Here is a 19,360-nt window from a genome sequence, read left to right as displayed (position 1 = left end):
GTGTTAAAAAAAGTTCTCCCCCTGCTGGCGCTGTTCGCGCTGCCCGCTTTAGCCAAGCCCGTCCTGACGGTCTACACCTACGACTCCTTCTCCGCCGACTGGGGCCCTGGCCCGGTTGTCAAAAAAGCCTTTGAAGCCGACTGCAACTGCGAGCTGAAGTTCGTGGCGCTGGAAGATGGCGTTTCGCTGCTCAACCGCCTGCGCATGGAAGGCAAAAACAGCAAGGCCGACGTGGTGCTCGGACTGGATAACAACCTGCTTGAAGCCGCCTCGCAAACCAACCTCTTTGCCAAAAGCGGCGTCGCGGCAGAGGCCGTTAACGTGCCGGGCGGCTGGAAGAACGACACCTTTGTGCCGTTCGACTACGGCTACTTTGCTTTCGTCTACGATAAAAACAAGCTGAAAAACCCGCCGAAGAGCCTGAAAGAGCTGGTGGAAAGCGACCAGAAGTGGCGCGTGATTTATGAAGATCCACGGACCAGCACGCCGGGCCTGGGCCTGCTGCTGTGGATGCAGAAAGTCTACGGCGATAAGGCGCCGGAAGCGTGGCAGAAGCTGGCCGCCAAAACCGTCACCGTGACCAAAGGCTGGAGCGAAGCCTATGGCCTGTTCCTGAAAGGCGAAAGCGATCTGGTGCTGAGCTACACCACCTCCCCGGCCTACCACATTATCGCCGAGAAGAAAGACAACTATGCTGCGGCTGATTTTGCGGAAGGGCACTATCTGCAGGTGGAAGTGGCCGCGCGTACCGCCGCCAGCAAACAGCCGGAACTGGCCGAGAAGTTCCTGAAGTTTATGGTTTCACCGGCATTCCAGAATGCCATTCCAGCGGGCAACTGGATGTATCCGGTCACCAGCGTTGCGCTGCCCACAGGTTTTGAGCAGTTGACCAAGCCGAAAACCTCGCTGGAGTTTACGCCGCAGCAGGTCGCCGCGCAGCGTGCCGCATGGGTAAGTGAATGGCAACGCGCCGTCAGCCGTTAATTCCCGGCTGGTTACTCCCCGGATTGCTCGCCGCCGTCGTGATGGTGGCGGTCAGTCTGGGAGCCTTTCTTGCGCTGTGGTTTAACGCACCGGAGAGCGACCTGCTCGCCCTCTGGCACGACAGCTACCTCTGGCACGTTATCCGGTTCTCCTTCTGGCAGGCGTCTCTTTCTGCCCTGCTGTCGGCGATCCCGGCTCTTTTTCTTGCACGCGCGCTCTATCGGCGGCGTTTCCCCGGCAGGCAGGCCCTGCTGCGCCTGTGCGCCATGACGCTGATCCTGCCCGTGCTGGTAGCGGTATTTGGTATTCTGAGCGTTTACGGCCGCCAGGGCTGGCTGGCTTCGCTGTTCGGCCAGCTTGGTATTGAGTGGTCATTCTCGCCTTACGGACTGCAGGGCATTCTGCTGGCGCACGTGTTTTTCAATATGCCGATGGCAACGCGCCTCTTTTTGCAGGCGCTGGAGAACATTCCCGGCGAGCAGCGGCAGATTGCCGCCCAGCTCGGCATGCGCGGCTGGTCGTTCTTTCGTTTTGTCGAATGGCCGTGGCTGCGCCGCCAGCTCCCGCCCGTGGCGGCATTAATCTTTATGCTCTGCTTTGCCAGCTTTGCCACCGTGCTGTCACTTGGCGGCGGGCCGCAGGCCACCACCATTGAGCTGGCGATTTACCAGGCGCTGAGTTACGACTACGATCCCGGTCGCGCCGCGCTGCTGGCGATAGTCCAGATGGCGTGCTGTCTGGTGCTGGTGCTGTTGAGCCAGCGGCTGAGTAAAGCCATTCCCGCAGGTAGTCATCAAATAACCGGCTGGCGCGATCCGCAGGACAGCCTGCACAGCCGCATCAGCGATGTTATCCTGATCGCGCTGGCGCTGCTGCTGTTGCTGCCGCCGCTGCTGGCCGTTATCGTTGACGGCCTGAACCTCAATCTTATATCCGTCCTGCAACAGCCCGTTCTCTGGCAGGCGACCTGGACCTCGGTACGCATAGCGCTGGCTGCCGGACTGCTGTGCGTTATGCTGACCATGATGCTGCTGTGGAGCAGCCGTGAGCTCTACGCCCGCCAGGCGCAAAAAGCCGGACAAATGCTGGAACTGACGGGCATGCTGATACTGGCGATGCCGGGGATCGTGCTGGCAACGGGCTTCTTTTTACTGTTCAACAGCACCCTCGGCCTGCCGGAAAGGGCCGATGGCATTGTGATTTTCACTAACGCCTTAATGGCCATCCCCTACGCGCTTAAGGTGCTGGAAAACCCGATGCGCGACGTCAACAGCCGCTACGGTTTGCTGTGTCAGTCGCTGGGCATGCAGGGCTGGCAGCGGCTGAAGGTTGTGGAACTGCGCGCGCTAAAACGTCCGCTTGCTCAGGCGCTGGCGTTTGCCTGCGTGCTCTCCATTGGAGACTTTGGGGTCGTGGCGCTGTTCGGTAATGACGATTTCCGCACGCTGCCGTACTGGCTTTATCAGCAAATCGGCTCTTACCGCAGTCAGGACGGCGCGGTTACCGCGCTGTTACTGCTGCTGCTCTGCTTTGCCTTATTTACCGTTATCGAAAAACTCCCGGGGCGTGATGTTAAAACTGACTGATGTAACCTGGCTCTATCAGCATCTGCCGATGCGCTTTACGCTCTCCGTTCAGCAGGGCGAGCGGATTGCGGTGCTTGGCCCAAGCGGTGCCGGGAAAAGCACCTTGCTCAATTTGATCGCCGGTTTTCTGCAACCTGCCAGCGGGTCGATAGCCATCGATAATCGTGATTTCACCAACGCCCCTCCGGCTAAACGTCCTGTGTCGATGCTGTTTCAGGAAAACAACCTGTTTACCCATCTGACGGTGCGGCAAAACATCGCGCTGGGAATGCATCCGGGGCTCAGGCTGAACGATGCCCAACGCGAAAAACTTGAAGTGATTGCCGCACAGATGGGGATCGCTGAATTCATCGACAGGCTGCCGGGCGAGCTCTCCGGCGGCCAGCGTCAGCGCGTGGCGCTGGCACGTTGTCTGGTGCGCGAGCAGCCGCTGCTGCTGCTGGATGAGCCGTTCTCGGCGCTCGATCCCGCGCTGCGCCAGGAGATGCTCGCCCTGGTGCAGGACGTCTGTCAGCGCCAACAGCTGACGATGCTGATGGTGTCGCACAGTATCGAAGATGCCGCACGGATTGCGCCGCGATCGGTGGTGATCGCGGAGGGACGCATTTTGTGGGATGGAGCAACAGAAGCATTAATGAGCGGAAAAGAAAGCGCTTCTGGATTATTGGGTATAAAACCGTAGGCCGGGCAAACGCAGTGCCGCCCGGCGCTTAACGGCTCACAACTTTCAACAGGATCTCACCGTACACCGGCATCAGCGGGTGGCGAATCAGCGCCACAAGCGCCACCACGGCCACACCCAGCGTCAGCGGGGCCAGCCACAAAAGACGAGAGCGCGGAAGATAGCGCGTCAGGCGATCGACGCTCGCTTTCGCGCTGCGCCACATCCGCCAGCAGAGCCAGACCGCCAGCCACAGCAGGACCGCCGTGCCCAGCAGCAGCCACTTAAACTCACCGCTTTGCATACCGTCAGGAATATCAATCGCCGCACCGGCCAGAATACCCGGCAGGAAGTAGAACGGCGGCCAGAAGACGCAGCCGATAATGTTCGGCACCACAAATTTCGCGACGGGCAGATCCAGCATCCCGGCCACCATCGGCACCAGCGGACGCGTTGGCCCAACGAAGCGGCCCACGAGGATGGTAAACATGCTGTGCTGGTGCAGCGCATGCTCGGTTTTATCCAGCAGCGCTTTGTTCTTTTTCATGAACGACCAGCGGTGCAGCGGCTTCTTAAAGCGCCAGCCCAGCCAGAAGGAGATCCAGTCGCCCAGCAGACAGCCGATAATCCCGGCCAGCCATGCCTGCCAGAAATTGACCTCACCGCTGCCGATCAGCGCCCCAAGCCCCGCCATCATCACGGTGCCGGGCAGGATTAACCCGACAAGCGCCAGCGATTCCAGAAACGCCACCAGCGCCACGGCGATGAGCGAGTACATAACGGACTGGGTAATAAAGTGTTCTAGCAATGCCTGCATAACTATTCCGGTCAGAAAACGAATCAGCGATTCTGCTTAGCGCCCCGCACCGCGTCAAGGCAACAATTGTCTGAATAGTTTACAGGTTGCTTTCCGCATTCACCTGTTTGTTTATCTTTTTTTACCGTTTATTCACATCCCGCGCGAAATTCACTGGGGCTGGCACCGGTGCATTTTTTAAATACGCGGGAGAAATAGAGCTGATCCTCAAAGCCCACGTTGCGCCCCACGGTGGCGATGGGCATCCGGGTGGTGCTGAGCAGCAGCTTCGCCTGGCTGATGCGCTGATCCTCGCGCCAGCTCAGTACGCTGACGCCAAGCTGCTGGCGGAACAGGTGCGACAGCCGCGACGGCGACAGGCAGACGTGCTGGGCGACGCTGGCAATATCAAACTGGCTATCGGCCAGGTGGTCGCTGATGTACTGGCAGGCGTCGCGCACGCGGTTATCCAGCGGCGGATTCAGCGACGCGTTAATCGCCTCCATCCGTCGCAGCAGCAGCTGTTCAAGGAGGTTTATCGCCAGCAGTTCGGCATAGCGTCCACCAGCCTGCCCCGCCTCGATTATCTGGGCAAAAAGCTCGCGAAACTGCGCCAGATGCACCTCATCCGGGCGATAAAACCCGGTGTGTGCAAAAATAGCCGGCCAGGAAAGCCACTCCTGCCAGTAGGCGCGCGGACGGAAGTAGACCCACTGGTGATACCACTCTTTGGCATCCGGATGACGGCCATAGTGGTGGATCTCCCCCGGCGGGAACAGCAGGATATCCCCCGGGCGGCAGACGAACTGCTGGTCACCGTTCTTGATGATCCCTTCCCCCCGCACGGTCAGGTTGAGGATATACCCTTTCATCCCGAGCGGTCGGTCGACGTAAAAGTCGAGATATCCCTCAGCCTCGATAGGGGTCAGCCCCGCCACAAGGTGCGCGTTAAACGAGTATCCCGGCAGCAGGGGATCGTTCTGCGTTTCGGCCATAGATTCAGTTCTCCCAAGGGTCCTGAAGGAAACCAATTGTCCATATCACTAAATGCAGGTTAAAAATGGCCCGCGAAAAGATCCAAAAAGCATCACGCCGCTTTTACGTCCGCCATGTTTCAGCCTTTCCCCCTGATTTCTCCGCCAGAGCAGGCAGATAACCAGTAACAAAAGTGTCTATAAGTGCGGCAGAAATGTCCACATTGAATATTTGCACGGCGTCACACTTTCCGTTGTAACAGCAATTTAGTCCATAAGATTAGCGGATCCTGCCTGACGACTTTTGTCCCCAGTCTCTAATGTTCTTCCATACCTGTTTTTTCGATGGAGCAACACCATGGCAATTGCGATTGGCCTCGATTTTGGCAGCGATTCAGTTCGCGCGCTGGCAGTGGACTGTACGTCCGGCCAGGAGATAGCAACCAGCGTTGAGTGGTATCCGCGCTGGCAAGAGGGGCGCTACTGCGATGCGCCAAACAACCAGTTCCGTCACCACCCGCGGGACTACATCGAGTCGATGGAAGCGGCGATCAAAACCGTTCTGGCAGACCTGACCGACGCCCAGCGGGCCGATGTTGTGGGGATTGGCGTCGACAGCACCGGCTCTACGCCTGCCCCTGTGGATGCCGAAGGCCGCGTGCTGGCACTGCGCCCGGAGTTTGCCGACAACCCGAACGCCATGTTCGTGCTGTGGAAAGACCATACCGCCGTGGAAGAGGCCGAAGCCATCACCCGCTTATGCCATCAGCCGGGCAAAACGGACTACTCACGGTATATCGGCGGGATTTACTCCAGCGAGTGGTTCTGGGCCAAGATCCTGCACGTCACCCGCGCGGACGCGTCTGTCGCACAGGCAGCGGCGTCCTGGATTGAGCTATGCGACTGGGTTCCCGCCCTGCTCTCCGGCACCACGCGCCCGCAGGATATCCGCCGCGGCCGCTGCAGCGCCGGGCATAAATCCCTGTGGCATGAAAGCTGGGGCGGTCTGCCTCCGGCCGCGTTCTTTGATGAGCTCGACCCGATCGTCAACAAGAGCCTGTCATACCCGCTGTTTACCGACACCTTCACCGCCGATATTCCCGTCGGCACCCTCTGCGAAGAGTGGGCGACGCGTCTCGGCCTGCCGCAGAACGTAGCTATCTCCGGCGGCGCGTTTGACTGCCATATGGGCGCCGTGGGCGCGGGCGCGCAGCCAAACACGCTGGTCAAAGTGATCGGCACCTCCACCTGCGACATCCTGACGGCAGATAAATCCACCGTCGGCGACCGCGCGGTAAAAGGCATCTGCGGCCAGGTTGACGGCAGCGTGGTGCCGGACTTTATCGGCCTCGAAGCCGGTCAGTCCGCGTTTGGCGATATCTACGCCTGGTTTGGCCGCGTGCTCGGCTGGCCGCTGGATCGGCTGGCGGCGGCACATCCTGAACTGAAAACCCAGATCGCCGAGAGCAAAAAGCAGCTCCTGCCGCAGCTTACCGAAGCCTGGGCTAAAAATCCGTCTCTCGACCACCTCCCGGTGGTGCTGGACTGGTTTAACGGCCGCCGCACGCCGTTTGCCAACCAGCGCCTGAAAGGGGTGATTACCGACCTCAACCTGGCGACCGACGCGCCAGCGCTGTTCGGCGGTCTGATTGCCGCCACCGCCTTCGGCGCCCGCGCGATTATGGAGTGCTTCACCGAGCAGGGCATCGACGTGAACAACGTGATGGCGCTGGGCGGCATCGCCCGTAAAAACCCGGTAATCATGCAGGCCTGCTGCGACGTGCTGAACCGTCCGCTCCAGATTGTGGCCTCCGATCAGTGCTGCGCGCTGGGGGCGGCAATTTTCGCCGCCGTAGCCGCTGGCGTCCATGCGGATATCCCCACCGCGCAGCAGCATATGGCGAGTGCCGTCGAAAACACCCTTCAGCCGCGTGCCCAGCAGGCACAACGCTTTGAACAGCTTTATCAGCGCTACCAGCAATGGGCAAAAAGCGCCGAACTTCACTATCTCCCTGTCGCCGCCCCGGCCAAAAGCACCGCGGACACTACGGCAACCCTGACCCATTAAGGACACGATGATGACCATTTTTAATAACTATGAAGTGTGGTTTGTGATTGGCAGCCAGCATCTTTACGGACCGGAAGCGCTGCAGCAGGTAACGAAACACGCGGAGCACGTCGTTAACGCGCTGAACGCGGAAGCCAAACTGCCGTGCAAACTGGTGCTGAAACCGCTGGGCACGACGCCGGACGAAATCACCCACATCTGCCGCGACGCCAACTACGACGATAAATGCGCCGGTCTGGTGGTGTGGCTGCACACCTTCTCACCGGCAAAAATGTGGATCAACGGCCTGTCTATCCTCAACAAACCGCTGCTGCAGTTCCATACCCAGTTCAACGCCTCCCTGCCGTGGGACAGCATCGACATGGACTTTATGAACCTGAACCAGACCGCACACGGCGGCCGCGAGTTCGGCTTCATCGGCGCGCGTATGCGTCAGCAGCACGCGGTGGTCACCGGCCACTGGCAGGATGGCAAGGCGCAACAGCGTATCGGCGCCTGGATGCGTCAGGCGGTCTCTAAGCAGGATACCCGCCACCTGAAAGTGGTGCGTTTCGGCGACAACATGCGTGAAGTGGCGGTCACCGACGGCGATAAAGTCGCCGCGCAGATCAAGTTCGGCTTCTCCGTGAATACCTGGGCCGTGGGCGATCTGGTGCAGGTGGTGAATGACATCAGCGATGGCGACGTGAGCGCGCTGGTGGACGAGTACGAAAGCAGCTACCGCCTGACGCCTGCGGCACAAATCAACGGCGACAAGCGCCAGAACGTGCTCGACGCGGCTCGCATTGAGCTGGGCATGAAGCGCTTCCTGGAACAGGGCGGTTTCCACGCCTTTACCACCACCTTTGAAGATCTCCACGGTCTGAAACAGCTGCCGGGTCTGGCAGTACAACGTCTGATGCAGCAGGGCTATGGCTTTGCGGGCGAAGGCGACTGGAAAACTGCCGCTCTGCTTCGCATCATGAAGGTGATGTCGACCGGTCTGCAGGGCGGCACCTCCTTCATGGAGGACTACACCTACCACTTCGAAAACGGCAATGACCTGGTGCTCGGCTCGCACATGCTGGAAGTGTGTCCTTCCATCGCGGTAGAGGAAAAACCGATCCTCGACGTGCAGTACCTCGGCATCGGCGGTAAAGCCGATCCGGCGCGTCTGATCTTCAACACCCGCACGGGCCCGGCCATCAACGCCAGCCTGATCGATCTGGGCGATCGTTTCCGCCTGCTGGTGAACTGCGTCGATGCGGTTGAAACGCCACACTCCCTGCCGAAACTGCCGGTCGCCAACGCCCTGTGGAAAGCACAGCCGGATCTGCCGACCGCGTCAGAAGCCTGGATCCTGGCCGGCGGCGCGCACCATACCGTCTTCAGCCACGCGCTGGATCTGAACGACATGCGTCAGTTCGCCGAGCTGCATGATATCGAGCTGACCGTGATTGATAACGATACCCGCCTGCCCGCCTTCAAAGACGCGCTGCGCTGGAACGAAGTCTATTACGGTTCAAAACGCTAAGCCCTGAATGCCCGGTGGCGCTGCGTTTACCGGGTCTACGGTTCCGTAGGCCGGATATGTGAAGCGCCATCCGGCAGGAGACAACTATGTTAGACGATCTCAAACGTCAGGTGCTCGAAGCTAACCTGGCGCTGCCGAAACATAATCTGGTGACCCTGACCTGGGGCAACGTCAGCGCCGTTGACCGGGAAAAAGGCGTGTTCGTGATTAAGCCTTCCGGCGTCGATTACACGGTGATGACGGCGGACGATATGGTGGTGGTCAGCATCGAAACGGGTGAAGTGGTGGAAGGGAACAAAAAGCCCTCCTCCGATACGCCAACCCACCGGTTGCTGTACCGCTCATTCCCAACCATCGGCGGTATCGTGCATACCCATTCACGCCATGCCACCATCTGGGCGCAGGCGGGCCAGTCCATCCCGGCGACCGGCACCACCCACGCGGACTACTTTTACGGCACCATTCCCTGCACGCGTCTGATGACCGATGCGGAGATCAACGGCGAGTATGAGTGGGAAACCGGCAACGTCATTGTCGAAACCTTCGAAAAACAGGGTATCGATGCGGCGCAAATGCCCGGCGTGCTGGTGCACTCCCACGGCCCGTTTGCCTGGGGTAAAAACGCGGAAGATGCGGTGCATAATGCCATCGTGCTGGAGGAAGTCGCCTACATGGGGATCTTCTGCCGCCAGCTGGCGCCGCAGCTGCCGGACATGCAGCAGACCCTGCTCGATAAGCATTATCTGCGCAAGCACGGCGCGAAGGCCTATTACGGACAATAAACTGTATATATCCCCAGCATAAAACATTCAACCAGGCTATAATCAGGCCTGGTTTTGTTTTATGGGATAACGGCGTGGCGCAGGCGCAAGAAGGCTTTTTACTGACCCGACACTGGCGGGATACCCCTCAGGGCACCGAGGTCGCGTTCTGGCTGGCAACCGATAACGGTCCGCTATACGTTACGCTGCCGCCGCAGGAGTCCGTGGCGTTTATTCCTGAAGCGCACGTCGAAAAAGTGAAACAGCTGCTGCGCGGTGAAAACGGCTGGCGCATTACCCCGCTTGAACTGAAAGATTTCCACCGTCAGCCGGTTTACGGCCTCTACTGTCGCGCCCATCGTCAGCTGATGCGCTATGAAAAACTGCTCCGTGAAGCAGGCGTGACGCTCTACGAAGCGGATATCCGCCCACCCGAACGCTTTCTGATGGAGCGGTTTATTACCGCGCCCGTCTGGGTCGATGGTTCTCCGCAAAATGGCGGTCTCATCAACGCGCGGCTAAAGCCTAACCCACATTACCGCCCGCCGCTGAAGTGGGTCTCCCTGGATATCGAAACCACCCGTCACGGCGAACTGTACTGTATAGGACTTGAAGGCTGCGGCGATCGGGTTGTCTATATGCTCGGGCCACCGAATGGTGATGCCTCCGCGCTGGATTTCCGGCTTGAGTATGTTACCAGCCGGCCGCAGCTGCTGGAGAAGCTCAACCAGTGGTTTGCCGACTTCGATCCCGACGTTCTGATCGGCTGGAATGTGGTGCAGTTCGACCTGCGCGTGCTGCAAAAACACGCCGAGCGTTACCGCATCCCGCTGATGCTCGGGCGCGGCAACAGCGAGCTTGAGTGGCGCGAACACGGTTTTAAGAACGGCGTTTTCTTCGCACAGGCGAACGGCCGCCTGATTATCGACGGCATCGAGGCGCTCAAGTCCGCCTTCTGGAACTTCTCGTCATTCGCCCTCGAAGCGGTGGCGCAGGAGCTGCTTGGCGAAGGCAAATCCATCGACAACCCCTGGGACAGAATGGACGAGATCGACCGGCGCTTTAACGAAGACAAGCCCGCGCTCGCCACCTATAACCTGAAAGACTGTGAGCTGGTCACGCGGATTTTCCACAAAACCGAGATCATGCCCTTCCTGCTGGAGCGCGCGACGGTGAACGGACTCGCGGCGGACAGGCACGGCGGCTCCGTGGCGGCCTTTAGCCACCTCTATTTTCCCCGAATGCACCGGGCAGGATACGTTGCCCCCAACCTCGGGGACGTGCCGCCGCAGGCCAGCCCCGGCGGGTACGTCATGGATTCCCGACCAGGATTGTATGACTCCGTTCTGGTCCTGGACTACAAAAGCCTCTACCCGTCGATAATTCGCACCTTCCTGATCGATCCCGTCGGGCTGGTTGAGGGGCTGGCCCAGCCGGATGATGAACACAGCACCGAAGGCTTCCTCGGCGCACGCTTCTCGCGGGAAAAACACTGCCTGCCCGACATCGTAGGCAACATCTGGCACGGCCGCGACGAGGCCAAGCGCCACGGCAACAAGCCCCTCTCACAGGCGCTGAAAATCATCATGAACGCCTTCTACGGGGTGCTGGGCACCAGCGCCTGTCGCTTCTTCGACCCGCGGCTGGCGTCGTCGATCACCATGCGCGGGCACGAGATCATGCGTCAGACTAAAGCGCTGATTGAATCCCGGGGCTATGACGTCATCTACGGCGACACGGACTCCACCTTTGTATGGCTTAAGGGCGCGCATTCCGAAGACGATGCCGCGCAAATCGGCAAAGCGCTGGTTGCCTTCGTGAACGACTGGTGGCAGGAACATCTGCAGAAAGCGCGGTTAACCAGCGCGCTGGAGCTGGAATTTGAAACCCATTTTGCCCGCTTCTTAATGCCCACCATCCGCGGTACCGATCAGGGCAGCAAGAAGCGCTATGCCGGGCTGATTCAGGAAGGCGACGCGCAGCGGATGGTCTTTAAAGGGCTCGAGACAGTGCGTACCGACTGGACGCCGCTGGCGCAGCAGTTCCAGCAAACGCTCTATCTGCGGGTATTCCGCAATGAGCCGTATCAGGACTACGTGCGCGAGACGATCGCCAGCCTGATGGCAGGCGAACTTGACGCGCAGCTGGTGTATCGCAAACGCCTGCGCCGCCCGCTCGCGGAGTACCAGCGCAACGTTCCTCCGCACGTTCGCGCCGCGCGCCTCGCGGACGAAGAAAACGTCCGCCGTGGCCGCGCGCCGCAGTATCAGAATCGGGGAACCATCAAATACGTCTGGACGATAAACGGTCCGGAACCGGTGGATTATCAGCACTCGCCTCTGGATTATGAACACTATCTGACGCGTCAGCTTCAGCCGGTTGCCGACGGAATTTTGCCCTTCATCGACGATGATTTTGCTACACTAGTGACAGGGCAACTTGGCCTATTTTGACGCGTGACGAAATGGCTGCCATCCAGTACCATAGCGCCCTTTCCATTCCCGGACCCATTTTTCGATGACCGTCTTTTTTGACGGTGGTCGAACTATTGCCTGCAATTAAAGATTAGAGCCGAACAACTATGCCTTTTACACTTGGTCAACGCTGGATCAGCGATACAGAAAGCGAACTTGGATTAGGAACCGTCGTTGCCGTTGATGCGCGCATGGTTACCCTCCTCTTCCCTGCCACCGGTGAAAACCGCCTGTACGCCCGCAATGACTCCCCTGTAACCCGCGTGATGTTTAATCCGGGTGACACCGTGACCAGCCACGACGGCTGGCAGCTCAAGATTGAAGACGTAAAAGAAGAGAATGGACTGCTCGCCTACATCGGCACTCGCCTGGACACCGACGAGGCCAATGTCATCCTGCGCGAAGTGCTGCTCGACAGCAAGCTGGTGTTCAGCAAGCCGCAGGACCGCCTGTTTGCCGGGCAAATCGACCGTATGGATCGCTTCTCCCTGCGCTATCGCGCGCGTAAGTTCCAGAGTGAACAGTACCGCATGCCCTGGAGCGGCCTGCGCGGCCAGCGCACCAGCCTGATCCCCCACCAGCTGAACATCGCCCATGACGTGGGCCGTCGCCATGCGCCGCGCGTGCTGCTGGCAGATGAAGTGGGCCTGGGTAAAACCATCGAGGCGGGCATGATCCTGCACCAACAGCTGCTTTCCGGCGCTGCCGAGCGCGTGCTGATTGTGGTGCCAGAAACCTTACAGCACCAGTGGCTGGTTGAGATGCTGCGCCGCTTTAACCTGCGCTTCTCTCTGTTCGATGACGAACGCTACGCCGAAGCCCAGCACGATGCGGACAACCCGTTTGAAACCGAACAGCTGGTGATCTGCTCCCTGGACTTCGTGCGCCGCAGCAAGCAGCGTCTTGAGCACCTGTGCGATGCCGAGTGGGACCTGATGGTGGTCGACGAAGCGCACCACCTGGTCTGGAGCGAAGACGCGCCGAGCCGCGAATATATGGCTATCGAGCAGCTTGCCGAGCGCGTGCCTGGCGTCCTGCTGTTGACCGCTACGCCGGAACAGCTGGGTCTGGAAAGCCACTTCGCCCGTCTGCGCCTGCTCGATCCAAACCGTTTCCACGACTTCGGGCAGTTTGTGGAAGAACAGAATAACTACCGTCCGGTTGCAGATGCCGTCGCGCTGCTGCTGGCGGGCAAGCGTCTTTCTGATGATGAACTCAACACCCTGAGCGATCTGATTGGCGAGCAGGATATCGAGCCGCTGCTGCAGGCCGCTAACAGCGACAGCGACAACGCGGAATCCGCGCGTAAAGAGCTGATCGACATGCTGATGGATCGCCACGGCACCAGTCGCGTCCTGTTCCGTAACACCCGTAACGGTGTGAAAGGGTTCCCGAAACGCGAGCTGCATACCATTAAGCTGCCGCTGCCGACGCAGTATCAGACGGCAATTAAAGTTTCCGGCATCATGGGCGCGCGCAAAACGCAGGAAGAGCGCGCCCGCGACATGCTCTACCCGGAACAAATCTACCAGGAATTTGAAGGCGATACCGGCACCTGGTGGAACTTCGATCCGCGCGTAGAGTGGCTGATGGGCTACCTGACCGCGCACCGCTCCCAGAAGGTGCTGGTGATCTGCGCCAAGGCGGCCACCGCGCTGCAGCTGGAGCAGGTCCTGCGCGAGCGCGAAGGCATTCGCGCCGCCGTGTTCCACGAAGGCATGTCCATCGTTGAACGCGACCGCGCTGCGGCGTGGTTTGCCGAAGAGGACAGCGGCGCTCAGGTTATGCTGTGTTCTGAAATCGGTTCTGAAGGCCGTAACTTCCAGTTCGCCAGCAACCTGGTGATGTTCGATCTGCCGTTCAACCCGGATCTGCTGGAGCAGCGTATCGGTCGTCTGGATCGTATCGGTCAGGCGCACGATATTCAGATCCACGTGCCGTATCTGGAAAAAACGGCCCAGTCCGTGCTGGTGCGCTGGTTCCACGAAGGTCTGGATGCGTTTGAACATACCTGCCCGACGGGCCGCACCATTTACGATCAGGTGCACGGCGATCTGATCGGCTATCTGGCCGCGCCGGAAAACACCGACGGCTTTGACGATCTGATTAAGTCCTGTCGTGAGAAGCATGACGCGCTGAAAGCGCAGCTTGAACAAGGCCGCGACCGCCTGCTGGAGATCCACTCCAACGGCGGTGAAAAAGCGCAGGCGCTGGCTGAGAGCATTGAAGAGCAGGATGATGACACCAGTCTCATCAGCTTCTCCATGAACCTGTTCGACATCGTTGGCATTAACCAGGACGACCGCGGCGAGAACCTGATTGTCCTGACCCCGTCCGATCACATGCTGGTGCCAGATTTCCCGGGCCTGCCGGAAGATGGCTGCACCATCACCTTCGAGCGTGATGTGGCGCTGTCCCGCGAAGATGCTCAGTTCATCACCTGGGAACACCCGCTGATCCGTAACGGGCTGGATCTGATCCTCTCTGGCGATACCGGCAGCAGCACCATCTCGCTGTTGAAAAACAAGGCGCTGCCCGTAGGCACGCTGCTGCTGGAGCTGATCTACGTTGTGGAAGCGCAGGCGCCGAAACAGCTGCAGCTCAACCGCTTCCTGCCACCAACGCCGGTGCGTCTGCTGCTGGATAAAAACGGCACGAACCTCGCAGGACAGGTTGAATTTGAGAGCTTCAACCGCCAGCTGAGCGCGGTGAACCGCCATACCGGCAGCAAGCTGGTCAATGCGGTGCAGCAGGACGTGCATGCCATTCTCCAGCAGGGTGAAACCCAGATTGAAAAAGCGGCCAGAGCGCTGATTGACGCCGCGCGCGGTGAAGCCGACGAGAAACTGTCTGCAGAGCTGTCGCGTCTGGAGGCGTTAAAAGCGGTTAACCCGAACATCCGTGACGACGAGCTGGCGGCGATTGAAAGCAACCGTCATCAGGTGCTGGAGAGCCTGGATCAGGCAAGCTGGCGTCTGGATGCCCTGCGTCTTATCGTTGTGACGCATCAGTAAACGGAGCGCAAGATGGTGATGGAGCCGTACAATCCGCCGCAGGATCCCTGGCTGGTCATTCTGTATCAGGATGAACACATTATGGTGGTCAACAAGCCCAGCGGGCTGTTGTCCGTACCGGGGCGTCTGGATGAGCACAAAGACAGCGTGATGACGCGCATTCAGCGCGATTATCCTCAGGCGGAGTCTGTCCATCGCCTGGACATGGCGACCAGCGGCGTGATTGTGGTGGCGCTGAATAAGGCGGCGGAACGCGAGCTGAAGCGCCAGTTCCGCGAGCGTGAGCCGAAAAAGCAGTATGTCGCCCGCGTCTGGGGTCACCCCGCGCAGGCGGAAGGGCTGGTGGATTTACCGCTGATCTGCGACTGGCCGAACCGGCCAAAGCAGAAGGTGTGCTACGAAACCGGCAAGGCCGCGCAGACCGAGTATGAAGTGCTGGAGTACGCGCCGGATAATACCGCGCGCGTCCTGCTTAAGCCGATTACCGGACGTTCACACCAGCTGCGCGTGCATATGCTTGCGCTGGGTCATCCGATTCTGGGCGACCGCTTTTACGCGCCGCCTGAAGCGCTGGCCTTAGCGCCACGTCTGCAGCTGCACGCGCAGACGCTTACCATCACCCATCCGGCCTTCGGTAACGCGATGACGTTTAAAGCCCCGGTCGATTTTTAAATTCCTGATGTGAATATTTACTGTCAGCTCACTGTCGACGGTAAATATTCACACAGCATATATATCTCCCCTGCTCATCTGAAAACCCGCCCAAGTTCATTCACGATAATTATCTCTTCCTTAAATAACACTCAGTATTTTTAGAAAGACTAAGGTTTGGATTAAAAAATATTAAATTGAACACGATGCAATTTATTACTGATAATCCAGCTCATTTTAAGGAAATACTAACTCTACCCTATCCAAACGGAGTTATTTTTCTACTCAACAGCCACACTTAGTTTACTCATTGATTCACAAGGAAGTGTATGAACCGTTCGTATAACATCGTCTGGAATTGCGCCAGAAATATGTACATCGTTGCCTCGGAGTTTTCAAAAGGGGACAGCAAAGTTAAATCCTGCGTACGCGCCGGAGGCGCGATCGCAACGTTTATCTTGTCAGGTGTTGTGGGTACCGCACACGCCAGTGACACGACGTTTGTTGCAGTCCCGGGTAGTAATACCATCAGTGGTGAATATTCAACGACGAGCCCTAATACCTCGGCGGTATCCGCCTCTGGCTCTGATGTCATCGTCACCGATAACGGCGCCTTAACGATATCCACAACCGGGGATGCAGGCATGGGGCTATCCGTGTCGAATGGAGCGAAAATCACGCTCGATGATTCGGGATCCACAATCCGCACTTCCGGGGAAGGCAGTCATGCGATAACCATTGTCGGTGATAACTCAGAAGCCATGTTGAACAACCTTACCGTTTCGACGGAAGGCGAGATCGCCTCTGCCGTATTGTTTAGCTCTAATGCAAAAGGCACCATTGACGGGGGGAGCTATACGGCGACGGGAGAGGGTTCTTATGGTGTTGAGATATTGAATGGCGCAGACCTGACGATAAAAAACGCGACCATTACGACTTCCGGGTATGGCATGGCTAGGGCTATTGTTAACCGATATGCCACCCTTTCATTAGACAATGTGAATATAAACACCACGGGAGATTTTGGTAATGCAGGTATATATAACGACGGTGAATTGACCGGCTCAAACGTCACGATTACCACTACCGGAAGCCAGAGCTTTGGTATTCAAAACTATACCAACACATTTAATTTAGCGGCATCCCACGTTGAAACTTACGGTGAGCAGTCAGTTGGCATAATGAATACCGGACGCGCAGAACTCACTGATACTCATATCGTCACTCATGGGAAAAATGCTGACGCAATATCCTCTGACGGGGCAAAGAGCACATTCGTACTGAATAACGGTTCAACGATCGCGTCCGGAGAAAATTCGCGGGCAGTGGCGATGACTCACGGTGGAGCCCTTGAGGCGAACAGCACAGATATCACCAGCGAACAATCTGCTGCCATTGCCTTAGAAAGCGCCAGCAGCGCGACCGTCACCCACAGCAACGTTTCCGGTAGCAATGTCGCCTTCTCGTTCAGCGGTGGAAAAAATGTCGCTACGATTGACGGAGGGAGCATTACGGCAACCGCGTCAGGAGGAAGTGCTTTTGCGGTGGATTCCGGATCTGCCGATATTAACGTGAAGAATGTGCAAACGATGAACGCAGACAATCTGCTCACCGTGGCCAATACCACTGATGCAGTCACCCTTCGCGCTGAAAACAGCAAGCTGTCCGGCGCCGTTAAGGCCAGCGGTGATAACGTCAGCATGACGCTGGGTGCGAACAGCCAATGGCTGCTGACGGCCGATTCCAGCGTCGGTAATCTTACCAGCAGCGGACGCATCACACTCGGCGATGAAAACGGCAGTACTGGTACACTCAATGTCGGTAATCTCACCCTTCGGGCTAACAGCCAAACTGATGTCTATCTTGACGCAAACGCGACCGGTGCGCCGATTGTCGCTCAGAATGCGACGCTTGATGGCACACTAAATATTACAGGTTACGGTAGTGCCAGCACGCTTTCCGCGGATAGCGCCTTCACGGTGATTGACGCTGAAAATGCAATCAATGGCAATTTTACCAACCTCACCGTCGCGGGCATGGCATCTGGCTCCGTTGACTTCATCACCTTTAGCGGCACCATTGATCCCGCCGACGTGACCAATTACGTCCTGACACCGTCATTAACCTGGTATGCCAGCCAGAACCCAGCGGCAACAGCGGCTCACGGCACATTCACTCTGAACAATCCTGACGGCAGCTTTACGCTGAGCACGGCGCTTGTCGATCAAAATGCCGAAGCCACGACCGGATGGGACGGAAAATCGCTGACCAAAGAGGGGCAAGGTACGCTGATCCTTAATGCCGCAAACAGTTACAGCGGCACAACGGATGTGAACCAGGGCACGCTCTGGCTGGACGAGGCTGGCGTTATCGGCGTACAAAACAGCGAGCAGGCCGTGAATGTCGCGGCAGGCGCCACGTTTGGCGGTTCCAACGGTGTGGTGAACGGCAATGTTAATAGCAAGGGCACCGTTCAGTTCAACGACACGCTAACGATCAATGGTGATCTGAGCAACGCAGGCAGCATTGTCAGCGGCAATATTGAGGGAACCAATGGTGCGACGACCGGCAACACGCTGATCGTAAACGGCGATTACACCAGCAACCAGGGTTCTGTGACGCTAAATACGCAGTTAGGCGACGACACGTCTCCAACCGATATGCTTAACATTACGGGGAATACGTCCGGGAACACCACCCTGTACATTAACAACGTTGGTGGTCAGGGCGCACTGACCCAAAACGGTATTGAAGTGATTACGGTCGGCGGTGAATCAAACGGCACCTTTGTTCAGGGTAATCAGGTCCAGATTAACGCCTACGAATACCGCCTGTATCAGGACTCAGGGGACTGGTATCTTCGTTCCCAGGCCACGAGTGATAATGGCGACGTAACGCCTCAGTATCGTGCCGATATCGGTTCATACCTCAGCAACCAGTGGCTGGCTCGCGATCTGCAAATGCAGACCCTGTCAGACCGAGAAGGCAGTCAGTTCAAATCGGAAAACGGCACGACATGGGCGCGTTTCAAAGCAGGTAAGAACCAGTCTACTGCAGCAGAGAGCAATATTGATATCGACAGCAACTACTCCCAGTTCCAGATTGGGGGCGATGTTGCCGCCTGGAACAACGGCGAACAAAGCCTTGTGGTCGGGGTTATGGGTAGCTATATCAACGCCAGCAGCGACAGCACTGGCAATAAAGGTGCTGACGGCAGCCGCTTTAGCGCTGACGGTAAAGTCGATGGCTATAACCTCGGAGTCTATGCAACGTGGTTTGCCGATGCCCGACAGCATCAGGGTTTCTATGTCGACAGTTGGTATCAGTATGGGATGTACCACAACAGCGTAGATAACGGTGACGTTGGCTCAACGGATTACGATTCAAACGCCAACGCCGTTTCGCTGGAAACAGGCTACCGCTACGATATCGCACTCGGCGACAACACGCTGAGCCTCACGCCGCAGGCACAGGTCGTCTGGCAGGATTACAGTGCGGATGATATCAAAGACAGCAGCGGCACGACGATTGATGGGCAAAACGGCGAAAGCTGGACCACCCGTTTAGGCCTGCGCATTGACAGCAAGATGAATAAGTCGAACGACGCGGTTATCCAGCCGTTTGCGGAGGCCAACTGGCTGCATACCTCTGAAGACACGGCAGTCAACTTTGGTGACACACAGATCAAACAGGACCTTCCTGCCGATCGTGCGGAGCTGAAAGCGGGTATTCAGGCGAATGTGAGCAAGCAATGGAGCGTTATTGCCCAGGTCTCCGGACAGAAAGGTGATAATGATTACAGTGATGTAAACGGTAGCCTGAACGTGCGCTACAGCTGGTAACGCTGTATAAAGGGCCTGGCAGCTCATGCTGCCAGG

Annotated in this window: 12 protein-coding genes; 10 read left to right on the top strand and 2 right to left on the bottom strand. The window is 58.0% G+C overall.

What is annotated here, in order from left to right; genetic code table 11:
* Genes thiB through thiQ form a run of 3 tightly spaced genes read left to right on the top strand, consistent with a single transcriptional unit; the run spans position 1 to position 3,252 of the window.
* On the top strand, positions 1 to 984 hold the full coding sequence (gene thiB / locus BFV67_RS03395; protein WP_023293298.1) for a thiamine ABC transporter substrate binding subunit: 984 nt from the start codon (positions 1 to 3) through the stop codon (positions 982 to 984).
* Positions 960 to 2,570, top strand: coding sequence for a thiamine/thiamine pyrophosphate ABC transporter permease ThiP (gene thiP / locus BFV67_RS03390; RefSeq protein WP_069597875.1), 1,611 nt, complete (start codon positions 960 to 962; stop codon positions 2,568 to 2,570). Before thiB ends, thiP begins: the two co-directional genes overlap by 25 nt.
* The gene (thiQ, locus tag BFV67_RS03385; protein WP_063435572.1) at positions 2,554 to 3,252 is read left to right on the top strand and encodes a thiamine ABC transporter ATP-binding protein ThiQ; all 699 of its coding nucleotides are present in this window, start codon (positions 2,554 to 2,556) and stop codon (positions 3,250 to 3,252) included. The genes thiP and thiQ overlap by 17 nt, the downstream gene beginning before the upstream one ends.
* Before the next feature lie 28 nt (positions 3,253 to 3,280).
* Here thiQ and BFV67_RS03380 read toward each other — a convergent pair whose 3' ends face one another.
* Both BFV67_RS03380 and araC read right to left on the bottom strand, forming a co-directional pair.
* A complete protein-coding gene (locus tag BFV67_RS03380) occupies positions 3,281 to 4,048 on the bottom strand; it encodes a DedA family protein (RefSeq protein ID WP_069597874.1) in 768 nt (255 codons plus the stop codon).
* 128 nt (positions 4,049 to 4,176) lie between these two features.
* Positions 4,177 to 5,022 (bottom strand): arabinose operon transcriptional regulator AraC, encoded by an 846-nt coding sequence (araC, locus tag BFV67_RS03375; protein WP_023293301.1) that lies wholly within the window; start codon positions 5,020 to 5,022, stop codon positions 4,177 to 4,179.
* Between the two features lie 337 nt (positions 5,023 to 5,359).
* Between araC and araB the strand changes: the two genes are divergently transcribed.
* The 7 genes from araB (at position 5,360) to BFV67_RS24565 (ending at position 19,324) form a co-directional block, all read left to right on the top strand.
* Positions 5,360 to 7,069 (top strand): ribulokinase, encoded by a 1,710-nt coding sequence (gene araB / locus BFV67_RS03370; RefSeq protein WP_069597873.1) that lies wholly within the window; start codon positions 5,360 to 5,362, stop codon positions 7,067 to 7,069.
* Positions 7,070 to 7,079: 10 nt separating this feature from the next.
* Positions 7,080 to 8,582, top strand: a complete 1,503-nt coding sequence (gene araA / locus BFV67_RS03365; protein WP_021240541.1) for an L-arabinose isomerase — start codon at positions 7,080 to 7,082, stop codon at positions 8,580 to 8,582.
* 86 nt (positions 8,583 to 8,668) lie between these two features.
* Complete coding sequence (gene araD, locus BFV67_RS03360) at positions 8,669 to 9,364, top strand: L-ribulose-5-phosphate 4-epimerase (protein ID WP_025758012.1); 696 nt, start codon at positions 8,669 to 8,671, stop codon at positions 9,362 to 9,364.
* A 74-nt stretch (positions 9,365 to 9,438) separates the two neighbouring features.
* Positions 9,439 to 11,796 (top strand): DNA polymerase II, encoded by a 2,358-nt coding sequence (gene polB / locus BFV67_RS03355; protein ID WP_069597872.1) that lies wholly within the window; start codon positions 9,439 to 9,441, stop codon positions 11,794 to 11,796.
* Between the two features lie 128 nt (positions 11,797 to 11,924).
* Positions 11,925 to 14,831, top strand: coding sequence for an RNA polymerase-associated protein RapA (rapA, locus tag BFV67_RS03350; RefSeq protein ID WP_069597871.1), 2,907 nt, complete (start codon positions 11,925 to 11,927; stop codon positions 14,829 to 14,831).
* A gap of 12 nt (positions 14,832 to 14,843) precedes the next feature.
* Entirely contained in the window at positions 14,844 to 15,503 is a 660-nt protein-coding gene (gene rluA, locus BFV67_RS03345) for a bifunctional tRNA pseudouridine(32) synthase/23S rRNA pseudouridine(746) synthase RluA (RefSeq protein ID WP_008502014.1), read from the top strand.
* A 308-nt stretch (positions 15,504 to 15,811) separates the two neighbouring features.
* The gene (locus BFV67_RS24565) at positions 15,812 to 19,324 is read left to right on the top strand and encodes an autotransporter outer membrane beta-barrel domain-containing protein (RefSeq protein ID WP_071965059.1); all 3,513 of its coding nucleotides are present in this window, start codon (positions 15,812 to 15,814) and stop codon (positions 19,322 to 19,324) included.
* Positions 19,325 to 19,360: the final 36 nt, after the last annotated feature.

It is taken from the genome of Enterobacter roggenkampii, from assembly GCF_001729805.1.
GTDB lineage: Bacteria > Pseudomonadota > Gammaproteobacteria > Enterobacterales > Enterobacteriaceae > Enterobacter > Enterobacter roggenkampii.
Note: the sequence above shows the minus strand (reverse complement) of the source record. Positions and strands in the feature narration are given on the sequence as shown.